The sequence below is a fragment of the Synechococcus sp. UW106 genome, from assembly GCF_900474015.1.
Classification (GTDB): domain Bacteria; phylum Cyanobacteriota; class Cyanobacteriia; order PCC-6307; family Cyanobiaceae; genus Parasynechococcus.
Genome location: NZ_UCNV01000005.1, coordinates 1 through 18,101, shown reverse-complemented (window position 1 = coordinate 18,101; position 18,101 = coordinate 1). Strand labels below are relative to the sequence as shown.

At 60.1% G+C, this 18,101-nt stretch carries 19 protein-coding genes and 2 tRNA genes; 10 read left to right on the top strand and 11 right to left on the bottom strand.

The features are described 5' to 3' along the window. The first annotated feature begins 35 nt into the window (after positions 1-35). The gene (locus DXY30_RS03965; RefSeq protein ID WP_115093467.1) at positions 36-1,499 is read left to right on the top strand and encodes a glycoside hydrolase family 13 protein; all 1,464 of its coding nucleotides are present in this window, start codon (positions 36-38) and stop codon (positions 1,497-1,499) included. On the opposite strand, the gene DXY30_RS03960 is transcribed toward DXY30_RS03965, so the two are convergent. Continuing rightward, positions 1,499-1,570: transfer RNA gene (locus DXY30_RS03960), tRNA-Thr, on the bottom strand. The genes DXY30_RS03965 and DXY30_RS03960 overlap by 1 nt on opposite strands. A 10-nt stretch (positions 1,571-1,580) precedes the next feature. Then, positions 1,581-1,662, bottom strand: a tRNA-Tyr gene (locus DXY30_RS03955). An 84-nt stretch (positions 1,663-1,746) separates the two neighbouring features. Here DXY30_RS03955 and aroQ point away from each other — a divergent pair. Both aroQ and DXY30_RS03945 read left to right on the top strand, forming a co-directional pair. Continuing rightward, positions 1,747-2,187, top strand: a complete 441-nt coding sequence (aroQ, locus tag DXY30_RS03950) for a type II 3-dehydroquinate dehydratase (protein WP_115093466.1) — start codon at positions 1,747-1,749, stop codon at positions 2,185-2,187. Next, on the top strand, positions 2,184-2,831 hold the full coding sequence (locus DXY30_RS03945) for a tRNA-(ms[2]io[6]A)-hydroxylase (RefSeq protein WP_115093465.1): 648 nt from the start codon (positions 2,184-2,186) through the stop codon (positions 2,829-2,831). The genes aroQ and DXY30_RS03945 overlap by 4 nt, the downstream gene beginning before the upstream one ends. On the opposite strand, the gene DXY30_RS03940 is transcribed toward DXY30_RS03945, so the two are convergent. Both DXY30_RS03940 and DXY30_RS03935 read right to left on the bottom strand, forming a co-directional pair. Then, the gene (locus DXY30_RS03940) at positions 2,819-4,495 is read right to left on the bottom strand and encodes a SulP family inorganic anion transporter (RefSeq protein ID WP_115093464.1); all 1,677 of its coding nucleotides are present in this window, start codon (positions 4,493-4,495) and stop codon (positions 2,819-2,821) included. The two genes, DXY30_RS03945 and DXY30_RS03940, sit on opposite strands and share 13 nt — an antisense overlap. A gap of 1 nt (position 4,496) precedes the next feature. Continuing rightward, the gene (locus DXY30_RS03935; protein ID WP_115093463.1) at positions 4,497-4,901 is read right to left on the bottom strand and encodes a vitamin K epoxide reductase; all 405 of its coding nucleotides are present in this window, start codon (positions 4,899-4,901) and stop codon (positions 4,497-4,499) included. Positions 4,902-5,016: 115 nt separating this feature from the next. Between DXY30_RS03935 and DXY30_RS03930 the strand changes: the two genes are divergently transcribed. Genes DXY30_RS03930 through DXY30_RS03915 form a run of 4 tightly spaced genes read left to right on the top strand, consistent with a single transcriptional unit; the run spans position 5,017 to position 9,833 of the window. Next, the gene (locus DXY30_RS03930; protein ID WP_115093462.1) at positions 5,017-5,988 is read left to right on the top strand and encodes a DnaJ C-terminal domain-containing protein; all 972 of its coding nucleotides are present in this window, start codon (positions 5,017-5,019) and stop codon (positions 5,986-5,988) included. A 39-nt stretch (positions 5,989-6,027) separates the two neighbouring features. Further along, positions 6,028-7,029, top strand: a complete 1,002-nt coding sequence (hemB, locus tag DXY30_RS03925) for a porphobilinogen synthase (protein ID WP_115093479.1) — start codon at positions 6,028-6,030, stop codon at positions 7,027-7,029. A gap of 4 nt (positions 7,030-7,033) precedes the next feature. Next, positions 7,034-7,432 (top strand): VOC family protein, encoded by a 399-nt coding sequence (locus DXY30_RS03920; RefSeq protein ID WP_115093461.1) that lies wholly within the window; start codon positions 7,034-7,036, stop codon positions 7,430-7,432. Next, positions 7,395-9,833 carry an endonuclease MutS2 gene (locus DXY30_RS03915; protein ID WP_244281244.1) on the top strand — a complete coding sequence of 813 codons (2,439 nt, stop codon included), beginning with the start codon at positions 7,395-7,397 and terminating at the stop codon, positions 9,831-9,833. Before DXY30_RS03920 ends, DXY30_RS03915 begins: the two co-directional genes overlap by 38 nt. Before the next feature lie 185 nt (positions 9,834-10,018). Here the strand turns inward: DXY30_RS03915 and DXY30_RS03910 are convergent, their stop codons facing one another. Continuing rightward, complete coding sequence (locus DXY30_RS03910) at positions 10,019-11,218, bottom strand: ABC transporter ATP-binding protein (protein WP_115093459.1); 1,200 nt, start codon at positions 11,216-11,218, stop codon at positions 10,019-10,021. A 58-nt stretch (positions 11,219-11,276) separates the two neighbouring features. Here DXY30_RS03910 and cgtA point away from each other — a divergent pair, with 58 nt between their 5' ends. Beyond that, the gene (gene cgtA / locus DXY30_RS03905; protein ID WP_115093458.1) at positions 11,277-12,266 is read left to right on the top strand and encodes an Obg family GTPase CgtA; all 990 of its coding nucleotides are present in this window, start codon (positions 11,277-11,279) and stop codon (positions 12,264-12,266) included. A gap of 95 nt (positions 12,267-12,361) precedes the next feature. Beyond that, positions 12,362-12,544 (top strand): hypothetical protein, encoded by a 183-nt coding sequence (locus tag DXY30_RS03900; protein WP_115093478.1) that lies wholly within the window; start codon positions 12,362-12,364, stop codon positions 12,542-12,544. Positions 12,545-12,574: 30 nt separating this feature from the next. Here the strand turns inward: DXY30_RS03900 and DXY30_RS03895 are convergent, their stop codons facing one another. The 4 genes from DXY30_RS03895 to DXY30_RS03880 all read right to left on the bottom strand — a co-directional run bounded on the left by DXY30_RS03895 (position 12,575) and on the right by DXY30_RS03880 (position 16,439). Beyond that, entirely contained in the window at positions 12,575-12,793 is a 219-nt protein-coding gene (locus DXY30_RS03895; protein WP_115022670.1) for a CP12 domain-containing protein, read from the bottom strand. Positions 12,794-12,931: 138 nt separating this feature from the next. Next, entirely contained in the window at positions 12,932-14,833 is a 1,902-nt protein-coding gene (locus tag DXY30_RS03890) for an ABC-F family ATP-binding cassette domain-containing protein (RefSeq protein WP_115093457.1), read from the bottom strand. Continuing rightward, entirely contained in the window at positions 14,830-15,468 is a 639-nt protein-coding gene (locus DXY30_RS03885) for a DUF2301 domain-containing membrane protein (RefSeq protein ID WP_115093456.1), read from the bottom strand. The genes DXY30_RS03890 and DXY30_RS03885 overlap by 4 nt, the downstream gene beginning before the upstream one ends. Next, positions 15,465-16,439, bottom strand: coding sequence for a glutathione S-transferase C-terminal domain-containing protein (locus tag DXY30_RS03880; RefSeq protein ID WP_115093455.1), 975 nt, complete (start codon positions 16,437-16,439; stop codon positions 15,465-15,467). Before DXY30_RS03880 ends, DXY30_RS03885 begins: the two co-directional genes overlap by 4 nt. Before the next feature lie 69 nt (positions 16,440-16,508). On the opposite strand from DXY30_RS03880, the gene DXY30_RS03875 reads away from it, so the two are divergent. Beyond that, the gene (locus DXY30_RS03875; protein ID WP_115093454.1) at positions 16,509-17,453 is read left to right on the top strand and encodes an aspartoacylase; all 945 of its coding nucleotides are present in this window, start codon (positions 16,509-16,511) and stop codon (positions 17,451-17,453) included. Here the strand turns inward: DXY30_RS03875 and DXY30_RS03870 are convergent. After that, positions 17,420-17,740 carry a hypothetical protein gene (locus tag DXY30_RS03870; RefSeq protein ID WP_115093453.1) on the bottom strand — a complete coding sequence of 107 codons (321 nt, stop codon included), beginning with the start codon at positions 17,738-17,740 and terminating at the stop codon, positions 17,420-17,422. The two genes, DXY30_RS03875 and DXY30_RS03870, sit on opposite strands and share 34 nt — an antisense overlap. A 27-nt stretch (positions 17,741-17,767) precedes the next feature. Further along, complete coding sequence (locus DXY30_RS13890) at positions 17,768-17,914, bottom strand: hypothetical protein (RefSeq protein WP_166017640.1); 147 nt, start codon at positions 17,912-17,914, stop codon at positions 17,768-17,770. Positions 17,915-18,101 lie beyond the last annotated feature (187 nt).

The window sequence follows — 18,101 nt, the reverse complement described above, 5'->3', positions numbered from 1 at the left end:
TCCTGCTAGCCAGGAGTTGGCTGACTGCAAAGGTTTTGGGAGCGATCACGCCGTTTCGAGACCCACCTGCTTGGGTTGCCGAGGCGGTGCTCTACCAGATCTTTCCCGACCGTTTCCGGCGCAGTGAACGGGTCAATGCGCAGCGTCATCTCGCCCTGAAGCCATGGGGGACGGACCCTCGGGAAGAGGGATTTCAGGGCGGGGATCTCTATGGCGTGGTTGATGCTCTCGATGAGCTGCAAGCCATGGGCATCACCTGCCTTTACCTCACGCCCATCTTCAGCTCAGCCGCCAACCATCGATATCACTCCTACGACTATTTCGAGGTTGATCCTCTGCTGGGGGGCAACGCAGCTCTCACGGAACTCATCGACGCTGTACATCAGCGCGGCATGAAGTTGGTTCTTGATGGTGTGTTCAACCATTGCGGCCGAGGCTTTTGGGCCTTTCATCACGTGGTGGAGAACGGTGCGGATTCGCCGTACCGGGATTGGTTCCATGTGCACCGTTGGCCCCTCCAGCCCTATCCCGCGGAAGGCGAGGACTGCGGATACGACTGCTGGTGGGCCTTGCCTGATCTGCCCAAGTTCAACCATGGGAACCCTGGTGTCCGGGAGCATCTGCTGGCGGTCGGCCGTCACTGGCTAGAACGTGGGATCGATGGTTGGCGTCTCGACGTTCCAGCAGAGGTCCCTGCCGATTTCTGGGTGGAGTTCCGGCAGATGGTGCGGTCTACCAACCCGGATGCCTGGATTGTTGGAGAAGTGTGGGGTGATGCAACGGCCTGGCTGCAGGGCGACCACTTCGATGGCGTGATGAATTACCGGCTTGGTTGGAGCAGCATTTGCTGGGCCGCCGGTGAGACGCTGCGCCGGGACTATCGCAACCCTGATTACCCCCTTGACCCCCTGGATGGCCAGGCCCTGTTGACCATCTGGACGACGACAGCGAGCTCCTATCGAGATGTGGTGAACAGGGCTCAGATGAATCTGCTCGACAGCCATGACGTCCCCCGCGCGCTTCACAGCCTCAGCAACGACTTGGCTGCCTTGAAGTTGGCACTGTTGCTGCTCTTTCTTCACCCAGGAGCGCCTTGCATCTACTACGGGACAGAGGCTGCTCTTGCAGGTGGTCCTGAGCTAGGTCCATCTGGCGGGCCTGGACCCTCCTGCCGTGAGGCCTATCCCTGGGATGTCCCCTGGACAGCAGACCTGCGTCCTTTTATTCAATCGCTCGCTGAACTCCGTCGTGCCCATGAGCCCCTGCGTAGGGATGGCCTGCAGTGGTCAGTTCAAGGGTCTGACGGACTGGAGGGAGTCGCGGATGGCGTTCGGGTTCTGATCAACCGCAGTCGCTCAGAACACTTGCCTTTATCCATGGCGCTGCACAATTCCGTGCTCTGGACGCTCGGATCAGCCGACAGTCGAAGCCTTGGTCCGCAATCGGCGATTGTCCTTGGGTCGAAAGAGGGCTCCCCTGGTGCCGAGGGGAGGAAGTAAGCCCTTGTCGAGACTTGAACTCGAGACCTCTCCCTTACCAAGGGAGTGCTCTACCGCTGAGCTACAAGGGCATGTGGAGGATGGGCCGGGTTGGATTTGAACCAACGTAGGCAGAGCCAGCGGATTTACAGTCCGCCCCCATTAACCACTCGGGCACCGACCCGAACCACACCGCAAGAACTTACCAGTCGGTGCGTCCTTTCCCACGATCTCGATACGATCTTGCGAACTGAAACGACCTCCAGCCATGCACGTTCTGCTGCTGAACGGTCCAAATCTGAACCTCTTGGGGCAGCGTGAGCCTGGGATCTATGGACAGTCTTCTCTGGCTGATATCGAGGCGGCACTGACCCGAGAGGCCGAGCATGAATCGGTGCAACTCGATTGCTTCCAAAGCAATTTCGAAGGTGCCCTGGTGGATCGAATTCACCAGGCGATGGGTCGTAGCGACGGAATCCTGATAAACGCCGGGGCATACACCCATACCTCCATCGCGATTCGCGATGCCCTTGCAGGTGTTGCGATCCCCTACGTGGAACTTCATCTCAGCAACACCCATGCTCGGGAAGATTTTCGCCATCACTCATTCCTTGCAGAGCGCGCCGTCGGTGTCGTTTGCGGCTTCGGACCAGCCAGTTACAGCCTTGCTTTGAAAGGATTGATCAGCCACCTCAGGCCGAGCGCATGACCATCAGCGTGCCGCAGAAAACGGTCGCGTCGATCCGCTGGTTGGCTGCCCCCACCAGTGGGAGCTGGGTGGAGCAGGCCAATGCCCGGCCAATGGAGGTGCTGATCGATCACGCCCATTGCGAACGCAAAGCTGCTGGGGCTGCTGTGCAGATGATGTTTCGCTACCTCTGCGAGCCCGGTTTGGGTGAAGCTCTAAGCCCTCTGGCGCGGGAAGAGCTTGAGCACTTCGAGCAGGTTCTGGCGCTGATCAAGGCACGGGGGCGTTACCTGGAACCGATTCCATCCCCGGGCTATGGCGCGGAACTCGCTCGACAGATCCGCAAAGGCGAGCCGCAAAGAATGCTCGATTCTTTCCTTGTGGCTGGCTTGATCGAAGCCCGCAGCCATGAGCGCATGGCCCTGCTGGCGGAGCACAGTCCGGATCCGCAGTTGAGGGATCTTTATAGCGATCTGCTGGCGAGTGAAGCTCGCCACTTCGGGTTGTACTGGGTGCTGTGCGAGGAGCGCTACCCGCGGGATGTGATTGTGCAGCGCTTGCAAGTGCTTGCTCAGGCCGAAGTGAAGGCGCTGGAGGGAGAGCTGGTCAGTCCTGAGGATGTGCGCATGCACTCCTGTGGGGTGGAGATCAGTCAGATCAGCTGAGCGGCCTCCTGCAAGGCATCCAGCCTGGAAGGCCGCAGCACACCCTCTACACCGAATTGCCGCAACCGTTGCTCGAGAGCCTGATTGGCCCCGGCGATGAACAGCGTGCGTCCTGCTGATTGAGCTTCCTCAACCATGCGTTCGATCGCCAGCGTTGCTGTGACCCCGATGCGAGGCACGTCGGTGAGGTCAAGGATCAACACCTTGTAGCTCTGGATCAACCCCATCCGCGCACTGATCCCTTTGGCGGCTCCAAAACTGAGGGGGCCGCGCAGACGGAACAGCATCAGGGCCTTGCCGCAGCGCAGGATCAGGGCCTCCTCCTCTGGGGAGAGATTGGCGTGCAGCGCATCCTTGGCATCGGCAGGGTTGTCTTCTTCCATCCCCTCCAGCTGAGACCGCGTGATCGCGTCCACGGTCAACAGATTGGCCACGAACATCCCCACCAGAACCCCCCAAATCAGGTCCCAGAACACCGTCATCAACAACACGGCGTACATCAGTGCGGCCGTTTTTGCCGACAGGCGATGGGCCCGAAGCAGAAAGCCCCAGTCGATGATGTCGAGCCCGACTTTGATCAGGATTCCCGCCAGCAGTGCCGTGGGGATCTGCGCTGCGAGAGGTCCTGCCCCCAGCAGCACGAGCAGCAGAACCAGGGAATGGGTCATGCCCGACAAGGGCGTTTGACCTCCGGATTTGATGTTGATGACCGTTCGCATCGTGGCTCCGGCACCGGGGAGTCCAGACAGGAGCCCGGCAGCTGTGTTGGCAATGCCCTGGCCGATCAGTTCACGGTTGGAGTCATGGTTGGTCTGGGTGATGTTGTCGGCCACCAGGGAGGTGAGCAACGAGTCGATAGCCCCGAGCAGGGCAAGAACCATGCCTGCTTTCACCAGCTCCGGCAGGTGCCGGCTGAAATCAGGAAGGACGAGTTGCAAGCCCCCTTCGGGGATTGATCCGATGCGGGCGATGGGCTCAACGCCCAGATCAACTAGTCGGTTGTCGTTGAACAACACCAGCGACAACGGCGTCACGATCAGCAGCGCCAGCAAAGGTGTTGGCACCCACTGACGGATGCGCAAGGGGGTGAGGAACACCACTGCCAGCGTCATCAATCCAACGGCGAGAGCTGCTGGATTCCAGCTGGGTGCGTTGATCAGCGACTGCAGCGATGCAATGACGCCGCCCCGGGTGCTCACCCCGATGAAAGGCCCGAGCTGAAGGGCCAGGATGATGAAACCGATCCCCGACATGAAGCCGGAGACCACCGAATAGGGCACCAGGGTGATGAAGCGCCCCAGCCGCAATATCCCGAGCAGGGCTTCAAAGACACCACCGATAACCACAGCGGCCATCACCAACGGCAGCATCTCGCCGGCATTGAGGTCTCGACTGATCCCGATGGCGGCCAGGCTGGACACAATGCCCGCCACGGTGACACTCATGGGTCCGGTGGGTCCGCTGACCTGGGCGGGGGTCCCCCCGAGCAAGGCTGCGAGGAATCCGGTGACGATCGCGCCGTACAAGCCGTAAATGGCGCCGCCTGGCCCAAGGGCCGCATTGCCGAAGGCCAGGGCGAGGGGCAGGGCCACCACGGCTGCCGTCAGGCCTCCGAGCAGGTCGCCTCGGATGTTGCGCCGATGCAGGCCGTTAATCAAGGCCATGTCAGTTCAGCCCGCTCCAGCGGCTCAGGGCCTCTAGAGACTGAACGCCAACTTTTCGGCGTCCATCGGGAAGAACCCAGGTGGGATAGGCCCGGATGTCTGCAGCGCGGCAGGATTCGGCTTGCTTCGGCAGCGTCTCCGGCTTGCGGCACTCCACATAGGGCAGCTTCGCTCCGGCCTGTTTGCCAAAAAGGTTCATCTGTTTGAAGCACGCCGGGCAGGTCCAAGCGCCGTAAAACCTGGCTCCAATTGCCCTTAGATGATCCGTCAGTTCGACGGCCTGGGAGCTGGAGTCGCGCAGGGGCTCCCCGATCGTGCTGGTCCATGGAGCGGCCAGTCCCGGTGCGACGGCTCCGCCAGCCGCGAGCAGCACGGTTGCCAGCAGGGATGAAGCAACGCCTCGCATGCCGATGCAGCTAATGGCCCGAAGCTAGGTCGCATTGATGCGTTCGGGCTTCCCTCCATGCGGAAGCAACAACGCAGGCTCTTTGCGGTGAAAATAGGAAGACCACTGAATGGGTATGGCAGACAGCGGATACAAGGACTATTTCCAGGTGCTCGGTGTTGATCGCAGTGCCGACGCTGATGCCATCAAGAAAGCTTTTCGCAGCTTGGCGCGCCAATATCATCCTGATGTCAACCCTGGTGATGCGCAGGCTGAGGCGCGTTTCAAAGAGATCAGTGAAGCCTACGAAGTGCTCTCCGACCCGGAGAAACGCCGTCGTTATGAGCAATTCGGCCAGTACTGGAATCAGGCCGGTGGCATGGGCGGGGGAGCAGCACCCGGCATGGACGTCGACTTCGGTCGCTACGGCAACTTCGACGATTTCATTAACGACCTGCTGGGACGTATCGGTGGGCCAGCAGGGAGCGGTTTCCCGGGGGGTGGATTCCCTGGAGGTGGATTCGCAGGAGGAGGTTTCCCCCGTGGCGCCCAGCCCTCACGACCTCCGGTGAATCTGGATGCCGAAGCCTCGGTGAATGTGAGTTTTGCGGAAGCCTTTCGGGGTGGCGAGCGCAGCTTGTCTGTCAACAACGAGCGCGTTCAAGTGCGCATCCCTGCGGGAGTGAAGACCGGCTCTCGGCTTCGATTGAAGGGCAAGGGCAACCTGCAACCCGGAACCGGTCGGCGTGGCGATCTCTATCTCAATCTCAAGATTCAGGAGCACCCGATCTGGCGCTTGGAGTCGGATCAGCTGCGTGCAGATCTGCCTGTCAGCCTTGATGAACTGGCCCTTGGAGGCATGGTCTCCGTGATGACCCCAGATGGTGAGGCGCAGGTCAGCATTCCAGCAGGCACCGCCCCAGGCCGCAGCCTTCGGCTCAAGGGCAAAGGCTGGCCTGCGAAGTCAGGTCGCGGTGATCTCTTCCTCACGCTGACACTCTCCATGCCGTCCTCCTGGAGTGAGGAGGAGCGTCGTCTGCTCGAACAGTTGCGTGCCAAGCGCACGGGACATCCACGTCAAGAGTGGCTTCGTTCTGCGGCCCTCTGATCGGGTGACCTTTACGATCAAACCTTGTGTTTGGGTCTGATGGAGCTCACCTACCGCCCCCGTCGTCTTCGGCGTACACCCGCGCTACGCGCCATGGTGCGTGAGCACAGCCTCTCGGCTGCAGACTTCATTTATCCCCTCTTTGTTCATGAAGGCGCCGAGGTGGAGCCGATCGGTGCGATGCCAGGTGCCAGCCGTTGGAGTCTGGCCTCCCTCACCGGAGAAGTTCAGCGCGCTTACGACCTTGGGGTGCGATGCATCGTTCTCTTCCCGAAGGTCTCGGAGGGGCTGAAAACCGAAGATGGTGCTGAGTGCTTCAACGCCAACGGCTTGATTCCGCGCGCGATTCGCCAGATCAAACAAGCCATTCCTGAGATGGCGATCATGACCGATGTCGCCCTGGATCCCTACTCCTGTGATGGTCATGACGGGATCGTCAGTCAGGAGGGAGTCGTGCTCAACGACGAGACCATTGAACTGCTCTGCAAGCAGGCGGTTGTGCAGGCTGAAGCGGGTGCTGATCTGATCGGTCCCAGCGACATGATGGATGGCCGCGTTGGAGCGATTCGTGAAGCCCTCGACGATGAAGGCTTTGAACATGTGGGGATCATCAGCTACACAGCGAAGTATTCCTCCGCGTATTACGGACCCTTCAGGGAAGCTCTCGACTCAGCACCGCGTGCCGCTGGCAGCAAGCCGATCCCCAAAAACAAAGACACCTATCAGATGGATCCCGCCAATGCTCGGGAGGCCATCACCGAAGCCCAGCTCGACGAGCAGGAGGGCGCCGACATCATGATGGTGAAGCCTGGTTTGGCATATCTCGATATCATCCACCGCCTTCGCCAGGAATCAGAACTTCCCATCGCTGCCTACAACGTCAGTGGTGAGTATTCGATGGTCAAGGCCGCGGCGGAACGGGGCTGGATCGACGAAAAGGCCGTCGTCTTGGAGACGTTGCTGAGCTTCAAGCGCGCCGGTGCCGATCTGATTCTCACGTACCACGCCTGCGATGCAGCGGCCTGGTTGAAGGAGGCCTGATTCGATGGCAACAGTTGATCAATCGACGGGTGTGGATCGCCTCGGGCACGTGGCGATCCGCGTTGACAATGTTGATCGGGCTGTTGCCTTCTACACCGATTTGGGGATGCGCCTGGTCTGGCGCGCCGACGATTGGTGCTACCTGGAAGCCGGGGAAGGTCGCGATGGCCTCGCCTTGTTAGGCCCGGATTACAAGGCCGCTGGCCCACATTTCGCCTTCCATTTTCGCGATCGTGCTGAGGTTGATGTGATTCATGACCGTCTCAAAGCGCAGGGTGTGCACGTTGGTGCCGTCCATGACCATCGCGACGGCACGGCGTCTTTTTATCTAAAAGATCCGGAAGGCAACTGGCTCGAAATGCTTTATGAACCCCCCGGTGGCATCCCCTCCAATTGCAGTTGACTTGAGTCAAGAGGCGGACCGGGCTCAGCAGGAAACACTCGAACTGCTGGAGTGGCATCGGGTTTGTGACCATCTCAGCGGCTTTGCGAGCACCGGCATGGGTCGTGATGCTGCGCGGCTGCAGCCGTTGCCGGCCAGCCTGGCGGAGTCGAGAACACGCCTGGCCGAGACCGTTGAAATGGCGGTGCTCGATGACCTCACTGAAGGTGGTCTCAGCTTCCGCGGGGTTCAGAACCTGATGCCGGTGGTGCTGCGCTGCAGCAAAGGGGGTGTGGCTTCCGGTGAGGAGCTTTTGGCCGTGGCGGAAACATTGGCAGCGGCCCGTCGTCTGCGCCGTCAGATCGACGAGCCCGAGCTGCGCCCGGTTTGCACCAGCCTGATTGAAACCATGGTGACGCTGCCGGAGTTGGAGCAGCGGCTCAAATTTGCCCTAGAGGAGGGTGGTCGTGTTGCCGATCGTGCCAGCTCTGCGTTGTCGGCGCTTCGGCATCAATGGCATAGTCTCCGCCAGGATCGTCGAGACAAGCTGCAGGAGTTGCTGCGGCGCTTGGCCCCATCCCTGCAGGACAGTGTGATCGCCGAGCGTCATGGCCGTCCGGTTCTGGCGGTGAAGGCCGGTGCGGTGAGCCAGGTGCCGGGTCAGGTTCACGACAGTTCGGCCTCAGGCAGCACCCTCTTTGTGGAACCCCGCTCGGTGCTCACCCTCGGCAACAAGCTGGTGGAGCTGGAATCCCGCATCCGGGATGAGGAACGCAAGGTGTTGGCGGAGCTGAGCGCTCTGGTGTCGGAGGAAGCCTCTTCCCTCAACCAACTGGCAGCCGTGCTGCGAACCCTTGATCTTGCTTTGGCTCGTGGGCGCTACGGCCGCTGGCTTGGAGGTGTGGCTCCCCAGCTTGAGGACACAAAGGACGCTCCCTTCAGCTTTAGAGGTCTCAGGCATCCCCTGTTGGTTTGGCAGCACAAACGGGCGGAAGGGCCTCCGGTGGTCCCGATTTCTGTGGAGGTATCGCCGGAGCTGCGGGTGGTGGCGATTACTGGGCCGAACACGGGTGGCAAGACGGTCACTCTGAAAAGCATCGGTCTCGCGGCACTGATGGCGCGCGCCGGCATGCTCTTGCCGTGTGCGGGGCAACCTTCATTGCCCTGGTGTGCTCAGGTGCTGGCGGATATCGGTGATGAACAATCCCTGCAGCAGAGCCTGTCCACCTTTAGTGGTCATGTGAAGCGCATCGGGCGCATCCTGGAGGCATTGCAGGGGGGTGGTGCTCCCGCTCTGGTGCTGCTGGATGAGGTGGGTGCCGGAACGGATCCCAGCGAGGGAACGGCCTTGGCCACGGCTTTGCTCAAGGCTCTTGCTGAACGAGCCCGACTCACGATCGCCACCACACATTTCGGTGAACTCAAGGCCCTGAAATATGACGACGCTCGTTTTGAGAATGCCTCTGTGGCCTTCAACCCTGAAACGCTGTCTCCCACGTATGAATTGCTGTGGGGAATTCCTGGACGCAGCAATGCGCTGGCGATCGCGACGCGGTTGGGCCTTGACCCCGACGTCCTTCAGCAGGCGAAGCAGCTCCTGGCTCCTGGAGGTGATGGTGAGGTGAACAGTGTGATTCGCGGCTTGGAGGAGCAACGACAGCGCCAGCAGGCCGCGGCGGAAGACGCGGCAGCACTGCTGGCACGCACCGAGCTTCTGCACGAGGAGTTGCTGCAGCGCTGGCAGAAGCAAAAGCAGCAGACAGCGCAACGCCAGGAGCAGGGCCGTCAGCGGTTAGAGCAGTCGATCCGTAAAGGCCAGAAAGAGGTCCGCACGCTGATTCGCCGGCTTCGTGATGAGCGTGCCGATGGGGAAACCGCCCGGAGGGCTGGCCAACGGCTCCGCACATTGGAAGACCATCACCGCCCGACCCCCGAACGGAGTGCACCCAAGCCGGGGTGGCGTCCGGCGGTGGGTGATCGCGTGCGGTTGTTGGCTCTTGGTAAAGCGGCGGATGTCTTAGCCATTACCGATGACGGCCTTCAACTCACGGTCCGTTGCGGGGTGATGCGCACCACAGTGGATCTGGTTGCGGTGGAAAGTCTTGATGGTCGCAAGCCTGAGCCGCCCCCTAAGCCTGTGGTGAAGGTGCAAGCTCGTTCTGCCAGCGGCGCTGGTGCGCAGGTGCGCACCAGCCGCAACACTGTGGATGTGCGTGGCATGCGGGTGCATGAAGCCGAAGCGGCGGTTGAAGAACGCCTCCGCAGCGCCAATGGCCCGGTGTGGGTGATCCATGGCATCGGAACGGGCAAGCTCAAGCGTGGCCTGCGCAGTTGGTTGGATACGGTGCCTTATGTGGAACGGGTGACGGATGCCGAACAGGGGGACGGCGGACCGGGGTGCAGTGTTGTCTGGGTGCGGTGAGGGTAAACAGCCAGTCGGTTCATCCCAAGTGTTGCGATCAGGTGTTGATGTAGAGCCCAGGTGTTGGTTTGAAATCAGTGGGTTCGACTCCACGCCATAAAACCTTTGTATCAACCCAATTCATTTGAGTTTGCTTCCAAATGAAACAGGGCTAATGCTTCGGTTTGTGGTCCGTTCGCGGAGTGTTAAGGCGCCGATAACTGTTGGTCTCGGATCGCTTCTCCATCGTCATCAAAGAGTCTCCATCCGGTTGGATCAGATTCCAGGTTGATTTGATCGCCTGGGTTCACATTGACCTCCGGCGTGCTTCTTACTTGTATTAGATGCCCTCCATCTTCGAGTCGACAGGTCAAGATCTGTTCATTACCAAGACGTTCGCAATGGCTCACTTTTGCTTTTAGGTTTCTGTTCGTTGCGGGTGCCAGATGCCAATGTTCTGCTCTCAATCCGGCAGTGAGATTTTGGCCCTCTCTCCGAAGCAATCGCTCCATCATTTCCCCCTCGACTTGTATGCGTTTCCTGCCCAGGATGAGGGTCGCGTTCGGTCCCACAGTGACTGGCATTAGGCACATCGGTGGGCTCCCTATGAATTGGGCGACGAAGATATTGGAGGGCCATTGGTATAACTCCATGGGCGTCCCAAGTTGTTGCAATCGCCCTTGGTTTAGTACCGCGATGCGGTGTCCCATGGTCATTGCTTCGACTTGGTCATGGGTGACATAAACAGTTGTTGTCCCCAGTTCTCGCTGCAGTTCGACAATTCTTTGACGCGTGCTCGTTCTGAGCTTGGCGTCCAGATTGCTGAGGGGTTCATCCATTAGGAACACCTCAGGATTTCGCGCCATGGCCCGTCCGAGGGCGACCCGTTGTTTTTGGCCACCAGACAGTTCCTTCGGCCATCTGTCGAGCAACTCAGTCAATTCCAGTGATTTGGCGACTGTGGCAATCCTGGTCTCGATCCTTTGCTCCCTGACAGATCGCACACGCAGTGGATTTGGTAACGACCGCGTGGCTCGAAAGGCTTGATCCTGGATGCGTTGGAGTGTGGATCTCGATTGGCTTCTTCGTAGGCCAAAGCTGAGGTTGTCCCGCACACTGAGATGCGGGTAGAGCGCGTAGCTCTGGAACACCATCGCGACGTTGCGGCGTGCAGGCGGCACATCGCTGATGGGCCGGGTTCCGATCCTGATTTCGCCGCTTGTGGGCCTGTCAAGACCAGCAAGGAGTCGGAGCAAGGTGCTTTTGCCGCAACCCGAGGGGCCAACCAACACCAAGAATTCACCATTTTGGATTGTCAGATTCAACTGACGAATCACTTCAACGGGATCCCCACCGCCGCGTGCTGGGTAGGTCTTGCTGAGGTCTTCGAAACGGACGCCGGCCAACGGCAGAACTGCATCGGCTGAATCTTAGGGTTATGGATTGGATTGAGCCGGCAGCACCGTGCAGTTCATCGATCAGGCACGGATCACGGTCCGAGGTGGGCGCGGCGGCGACGGTATCGCTGCTTTCCGTCGAGAAAAGTACGTTCCTGCTGGAGGCCCCTCCGGCGGTGACGGCGGCAATGGGGCACCTGTGGTCCTTGAGGCCGACAGCAACCTGCAAACTCTGCTCGATTTCAAATACAAACGCCTGTTCGCTGCCGATGACGGTCGGCGCGGTGGTCCGAACAAGTGCACCGGTGCCTCGGGAAAGGATCTGGTGATCAAGGTGCCTTGCGGCACAGAAGTCCGACACCTGCGGACCGGCATTCTTCTTGGTGATCTCACGACTCCGGGCGAGCGTCTCACTGTCGCTTTCGGGGGCCGTGGTGGTCTGGGCAATGCCCACTACCTCAGCAATCGCAACCGTGCGCCTGAGAAATTCACTGAGGGCCGTGAGGGTGAGGAATGGCCCCTGCAGCTGGAACTCAAGTTGCTTGCTGAGGTGGGCATCATTGGTCTTCCCAATGCCGGGAAGAGCACCTTGATCGCCGTGCTGTCTGCTGCGCGACCCAAGATTGCCGATTACCCCTTCACCACGTTGGTCCCGAACCTTGGTGTTGTGCGCCGACCCAGTGGGGATGGAACTGTTTTCGCAGATATTCCGGGGCTCATTGAAGGGGCTGCCCAGGGTGCAGGTCTTGGGCATGATTTTCTGCGTCACATCGAGCGCACCCGCCTGCTGATCCACTTGGTTGACGCCGGTGCTGAGGATCCTGTGGCTGATCTGCACGTTGTTGAGCAGGAGTTGGAGGCCTATGGCCATGGCCTCGTCGATCGACCGCGTCTGTTGGCAATTAACAAGCAGGAGCTGGTCTTAGAGGAGGATCTCCCCAAGCTTCTCCAGGATCTTGAAACCGCGAGCGGTCGCCCTGTGTTGAGTATCTCCGCTGCGATGGGAGCCAACCTTGATCAGTTGCTGGCATCCACTTGGGCGGAGCTCGGGGTTTGAGTCAGATCGCACCAAATGTTTCCGTGTTTTCGGCCACACGGATGCTTGTGGGATATGCGATGTGGAGCCATAACGGGAGTGGTCTCTCGCATGACATGACCTTCTACACCTGTCTCGACAACAAAGGCGACGTGATCGCTCGTTGCCAAACGAAAGAGGATATTGCGGTACTCCAGCGGATGGGTCGACCCATCGCTGAAGTCAAGCAAATGCGCAAAGAGGAAGCTGTCGTCTGCAGTCTGACCGGCAGCCCCTCCGACTACAACGAGGACTACTGAGCCCCCGTTGGATTTCCTTGGCTCGTTGCCTTAGTCGTCGTAGACGCGGCACTCATCTGCATCGGGATTGGCCTCGCAATGCAGCTCAAGGGAGGTGGGGTCGTGGCTGTCGCCGGGGTGATGCTCCTTGTATTCCTCCAGCGACTTGAGCTCTTCGGTGAGGTGACGAACCTTGGCATCGTCTCCAGCAGCTTTGGCTGCTTGGATCTCCGATTGATCCTTTTGGATGTGCTCTTCGATGGACTTCATAAATACAGACCGTGGCCTCGACTCACCTTACGGCGATTCATCGGTTTTGGAGTGGTGGAATCCACCCCCATGACCTTCCGACAACGTTGACTTGAAGCAGTGGTATCCGTGGCTACAGGTACCGGCGCAGATCGTTGTTCATGGCGCTAATTCGCTGAGTTCCAACCAGCGTTCTTCGGCCTGTTCGATTCGGGAGATTAGATCAGCCAAATCCAGGCTCAGCTTCGCCATATCAGCACCCTCTCGTGTCATTTGCTGTTCAAGATTGCCTTTCTGCAGCTCCAGTTCTGGGAGCTGTTGGTCAAGACGAGCAAGCTCCTTGTTTTCCTTGAAGTTCCGACGACGTGGGCCCTCGCGCTTGGTCTCGCGGCTGCGTTCCTGTTTTGGGGCGGAGGGTTTGGACACCACGTTCTGGTTGCGTTCCTCTTGGCGTTGCTGCTCAAGAAACGCGCTGTAGTTCCCTTCAAAACGGTTCAGCCGTCCTTCTTCAAAGGAGAACAAACGATCGACGGTGCGATCGAGGAAGTAACGGTCATGGGAGACCACAATCACGCAGCCCCGGAAGTCCTCGAGAAAGTCTTCGAGAACACTGAGGGTTTGGACATCGAGATCGTTGGTGGGTTCGTCCAGCAGCAGCACGTTGGGTGCCTGGATCAGCATTCGGCAGAGGGTGAGTCGCCGGCGCTCGCCTCCAGAGAGCTTGGCCAAGGGGCTGTGCTGCTGGGCGGGTGGAAACAGAAAGCGTTCCAGCAGTTGTGATGCGGTGACCTGCTCACCCCCCAGATCGATACGGCTTGCCGCTTCCTCGACAAATTCGATCACCTTGCGTTCGAGTCCTTTGCCTTGGTTGAAGGCGTCGGTGTGCTGGTCTAGGTAGCCGATGTGAACGGTTTCCCCAAGGCGCAGGGTCCCCTGGGTGGGCTCTTTCCGTCCAGCGATGAGATCGAGCAAGGTGGATTTGCCGCTGCCGTTGGGGCCGATGATGCCAATGCGGTCTTCTGGGCTGAAGCTGTAGCTGAAGCCATCCAGCAGAAGGCGGCCTTCGCTGGAGCCATCTGCTGTCACGCCAACCGCCTCGGCTTCAATGACCTGTTTCCCGATGCGACGGCTGATGCCGTTCATCTCCAGCTTCGACTTGGCCTGGTTCGGTTTCTGCTCGCGCATCGCTTCGATGCGTTGCAAGCGCGCTTTTTGTTTGGTGCTGCGGGCCTTGGGCCCCTGCCGTAGCCATGCCAGTTCACGGCGCAGCACACTTTTGAACTTGGCCGCTGACGCTGCTTCCGAGGCGTCTTCTTCTGCTTTGTGTTGCAGAAAGGTGCTGTAGTTCCCCTGGTAGGTGCGCGCTTGACTTCGGTCGACCTCCACCATTCGCCGTGTCACTCGATCGAGCACGTAGCGGTCATGGGTGACCAGCACCAGGGCGCCTGGATAGCGATCCAGCCAGCTCTGTAACCACTCCACCGCGGCGGCATCGAGGTGGTTGGTGGGTTCATCCAGCAGCAGCACATCTGGGCAGGCCACCAGGGCTGAAGCCAGTCCCACCCGTTTGCGATAGCCGCCGGAGAGGTCGTCGACCGGGCGTTGGAGATCGCTGATGCCTAATTTTTGCAGCACTTCCCGGCATTGCTGCTCCAAACTCCAAGCCTCTTCCTCATCCATGCGTTGGCTGAGCTGACCCAGCTCCGAGAGCAGAGCTTCATTGCTGGGGTCTGCGGCAATCGCGTCGCTGAGGGAGCTGAATCGCAACAGCAGATCCCGTTTGGCACCGCAGCCTTCCAGCACCTGTTCCAGCACAGATAGCCCAGGGGTGATGCGACTCTCCTGGCCCACCAGCTCCACTCGAAGCCGGGGCGAGCAGCGGCGTTCCCCCTCACCGAGGGGTTCCTGCCCCGCCAGAACTTTCAATAGCGTTGATTTACCCGCGCCATTGGGGCCGATCAGCCCCAGCCTTTCGCCTTCCCCGATGTGGAGATCGAGGCCGGAGAAGAGGGTGCGGATTCCAAAATCCTTGGCGGCACCCACCAGGCTGATCAAACTCACGGCGTGCCTGCTGGAAGTTGACCGTCCAGATAAGCAAACACACTTTTATCGCCCACATCTGCTGCCGCATCCATGCCGAATTTCCGCAGGGCCAGCAGCACCAGCAGCAACGCTGCACTCCCCAGCAAGACCAGGCAGAAAGAACCGCTGATCAGCCCTAGCAGATGTCCCAGCAGTGCTGCTGGCAGCAGCAAGGTGAGGCCGATGGCTTCGGGCCTTTGGAAGCAGAAAAACTCCTTGAAGCCGATCCCTGCCAAGGCTGCGAACAGGGGGCCGACGGCCAGGATCCACAACGGCTGATCTCGCAGGGTGGCAAGGGCTGTGGAGGGTCCTGCATGCATCAGTAGGGCGCCCCAACCGATGCAACCGGTGAGCCAAAACAGTTGAAGAGCGCGGTGCAGAGGGCGGAGATAGATGTGAATCCAGCGCAGGGACAGCCCCAGTGCAGTGGCGATCGGAAGCACCCAGACCCAAGCCCAGGTGCTTCCGATTCGCCACCACTGCAGCAGTCCTGCGGCCAGGCTGAGGCCAGTGATCAACAGGGCGATCCGATAGGAACGCACCTCCTGGCGGTCGATCTCTGTGATGGAGTAGGTGCCGTAGACACCGTCAAAGGTTGGATCTGCGCTGGTCATCCCGACGGAGCCGTGCTGTTTACCAGTGTGCTCAGGTCTGGACCGGCTGGAACGATCCCACCGGGATTGAGGGGAAATAAGGCGCCGAAGTAGTCGTGTCGCCAAGCATTCCCATCGCAGGTGTCGGCGATGCCAGGCAAGGCGTACAGCCGTTGTCGCCAGTGCCAGAGGTTCGGGTAATGCCAGAGCGGGCGCCGGCTACAGCCAAACAGCGGTGCGTAGACCAGTTCCCAGCGGATCAGGGTGGGGAACAGCCGCACATCTGCCAGGGTTAGTGAGCTGCCACATAGCCAGGGGCCGTTGGTCTCCAGGCTCTGCTCCACCGCATCTAAGGCGGCAAAGAGATTGCTTTCGGCACGGTCGTAGGCCGCTTGGTTGCGGGCGAAACCACAGCGGTAAACACCGTCATTCACTGCTGGTTGCAGCAGGGCCTGCCAGGCCTCGATCCTGTTGGCCGACTCCGGCGGTGCGAGGTCGACAACGGAGTCTCTGTGGGGCCAGCGGTTCAACAGTTCCACCAGTGGAGCACTGTCGTTGCCCAGCAGGACGCGGGTCTTGGGGTCCACCAGCACAGGAACGGTGGCCCGGTAGGTGGGTGGAGCGCCGCAGTGCCGGTAGAGCTTCAGCAGCGTGTCGCACCCCTCCCAGGCTGGAGTGAGGGCCCAGCGTCCTGCGTTGTGATCCGCTGTCGCCATCAGGAGGATCACGCTGTCTTGAAGATGGCGCAACTGATGCACCAACCAGGTGCGATGCGCCCAGGGACAACTGCGCCCGATCACGAGGAGAGGGCGCTGAGTTGGGCTGCGTTGGAGCAGCTCCTCGCGGTTCAGGGTCGGTGGGGGGAGCGGATCGCTGCTCGGACGTGTGTAATTGCCTCCGGTATCGGCTGGCCCCAGCCCACCCATGAGCCGTTGCCATTGCCATCGCCAGCCGTGACGGGCGGCACTGACCACAACAGGTGGGATCGACATGGCTCGGTTTGGATCGCTTTTATCTTCGCTGGGAGTCGTGCTTCAGTCAGAACCCCGAGCGCTATGTCCATGACCAGCTGTGGCGTTCTGGTGGTGGCCGGCACCCATGGGAACGAGGTCAATGCACCATGGCTGCTTCGGCAGTGGCAGGCCAACCCTGATCTGATTGATGCGGCTGGGCTGCCGGTGCAGAGGGTGATTGGCAATCCTGAGGCGTTCCTTCGTCGCTGCCGCTACGTGGATCGCGACCTCAACCGCTGTTTTCTCCCGGATCTGTTGGATCGGGAGACCTCTGGCTTGGAATTCCAGCGAGCAGGCGAACTCCTTCGGCTGCACGGCTGCAACGGAGAGCAACCGTGTGCCGTGGCACTTGATCTGCACAGCACCACAGCAGCCATGGGCAATTCACTGGTGGTGTACGGGCGTCGGCCTGCCGATCTTGCCCTCGCCGCTCTGGTTCAGGAGGCTCTCGGCCTGCCGATCTATCTGCATGAAGCGGATGCCCAGCAGACTGGCTTCCTGGTGGAGTGCTGGCCCTGCGGACTGGTGATTGAGGTTGGCCCCGTTCCTCAAGGTGTCCTTAACGCCAAGATCGTTGAGCAGACTCGTCTCGGCTTGGAAACCTGCCTAAGGGCCTTGGACCAGGTTCGTCAGGGATCAGCCCGGCTTCCGGGTGCTCTTGTGGTGCATCGACACTTGGGGAGTCGCGATCTTCCGAAGGGCGAGGACGGTGAACCGCTTGCCCTTGTTCATCCCGAGCTTCAAGGGCGCGACTGGCAGAGCATCTCTTCTTCTCAGGCCATGTTCAGAGCTGCGGACGGGACGGATCATGGTGAGCTCTGGGTTGATGGCGAGATCCCGGTGTTTGTGAACGAAGCGGCCTATGCCGAAAAAAGCATCGCCTTTTCCTTCACGCGCCGGGAGGTCTGGCCTGTAGAGGAAACCTGGCTGCCGGCATTGCAGCAGCTGTTGTGCGCAGCTCAACCACAGGCCCAGACACCCTTGCCCTCTTGAGAGCAGATCAGATTGCTCGTCTGGCCGTCGGCCCAGTACATCCGAAGTCGGTCATCCTCGGTGCCGATCCGCAAGGTGAGGGAGCGGAGGGGGCCTGCCGGGGTCTTGCTGTCGGGAGATCTCAGTGCCTCAAGCTCCTGCTCCAGCTGGTTGAGCCTTTGCTCAAGCTGTTCAAGCGAAGCGCGCGCGTTGGCGTCTGGATTGTTGCTGCCGGAGGGCACCAGCCCACAGCTGGTCAGGCCAATGGAAGCAACCCCAAGACAAAGCAGTTGGATGAAACGCTGCATGGGCCCTTACTGATTGGCCCCAGCCTCTCAGCAGTAATGGCCTCGGGCCAGCCGTTCACTCCAATAAACCGTTGCACCCTGAGCCTCCAGCTCCATACGCCTGTGACGGGCCTGCGCCAGGGGAACGGTCTCCTCCAGGCGATGGCCGGCTTGCATCCAGCGGATCAGAACCAACGGTTGCCCTGGTGAGTCTCATGAATCTTAAGCCTTTCGGAAGCCCCGCTTTCTCGATGCGCCCCGCTTTGACTGTGTTTCCGCAATCTGTGGACACACAGCGCAATCTGTGGACACACAGCGCAAACTGTGGACACACAGCGCAAACTTCCGTTACACTCGCAACCAGGCAGGGCTTTCCTGCCCT

Excerpts from the sequence above, each read along its gene's own strand:
- DXY30_RS03940 (WP_115093464.1), bottom strand. The coding sequence starts at position 4,495 with ATGGCCTTGATTAACGGCCTGCATCGGCGCAACATCCGAGGCGACCTG.
- DXY30_RS03875 (WP_115093454.1), top strand. The coding sequence starts at position 16,509 with ATGACCAGCTGTGGCGTTCTGGTGGTGGCCGGCACCCATGGGAACGAG.
- DXY30_RS03885 (WP_115093456.1), bottom strand. The coding sequence starts at position 15,468 with ATGACCAGCGCAGATCCAACCTTTGACGGTGTCTACGGCACCTACTCC.
- DXY30_RS03915 (WP_244281244.1), top strand. The coding sequence starts at position 7,395 with ATGAACCCCCCGGTGGCATCCCCTCCAATTGCAGTTGACTTGAGTCAA.
- aroQ (WP_115093466.1), top strand. The coding sequence starts at position 1,747 with ATGCACGTTCTGCTGCTGAACGGTCCAAATCTGAACCTCTTGGGGCAG.
- DXY30_RS03900 (WP_115093478.1), top strand. The coding sequence starts at position 12,362 with ATGACCTTCTACACCTGTCTCGACAACAAAGGCGACGTGATCGCTCGT.
- DXY30_RS03920 (WP_115093461.1), top strand. The coding sequence starts at position 7,034 with ATGGCAACAGTTGATCAATCGACGGGTGTGGATCGCCTCGGGCACGTG.
- DXY30_RS03895 (WP_115022670.1), bottom strand. The coding sequence starts at position 12,793 with ATGAAGTCCATCGAAGAGCACATCCAAAAGGATCAATCGGAGATCCAA.
- DXY30_RS03945 (WP_115093465.1), top strand. The coding sequence starts at position 2,184 with ATGACCATCAGCGTGCCGCAGAAAACGGTCGCGTCGATCCGCTGGTTG.
- DXY30_RS03880 (WP_115093455.1), bottom strand. The coding sequence starts at position 16,439 with ATGTCGATCCCACCTGTTGTGGTCAGTGCCGCCCGTCACGGCTGGCGA.
- DXY30_RS03935 (WP_115093463.1), bottom strand. The coding sequence starts at position 4,901 with ATGCGAGGCGTTGCTTCATCCCTGCTGGCAACCGTGCTGCTCGCGGCT.
- DXY30_RS03930 (WP_115093462.1), top strand. The coding sequence starts at position 5,017 with ATGGCAGACAGCGGATACAAGGACTATTTCCAGGTGCTCGGTGTTGAT.
- hemB (WP_115093479.1), top strand. The coding sequence starts at position 6,028 with ATGGAGCTCACCTACCGCCCCCGTCGTCTTCGGCGTACACCCGCGCTA.
- DXY30_RS03870 (WP_115093453.1), bottom strand. The coding sequence starts at position 17,740 with ATGCAGCGTTTCATCCAACTGCTTTGTCTTGGGGTTGCTTCCATTGGC.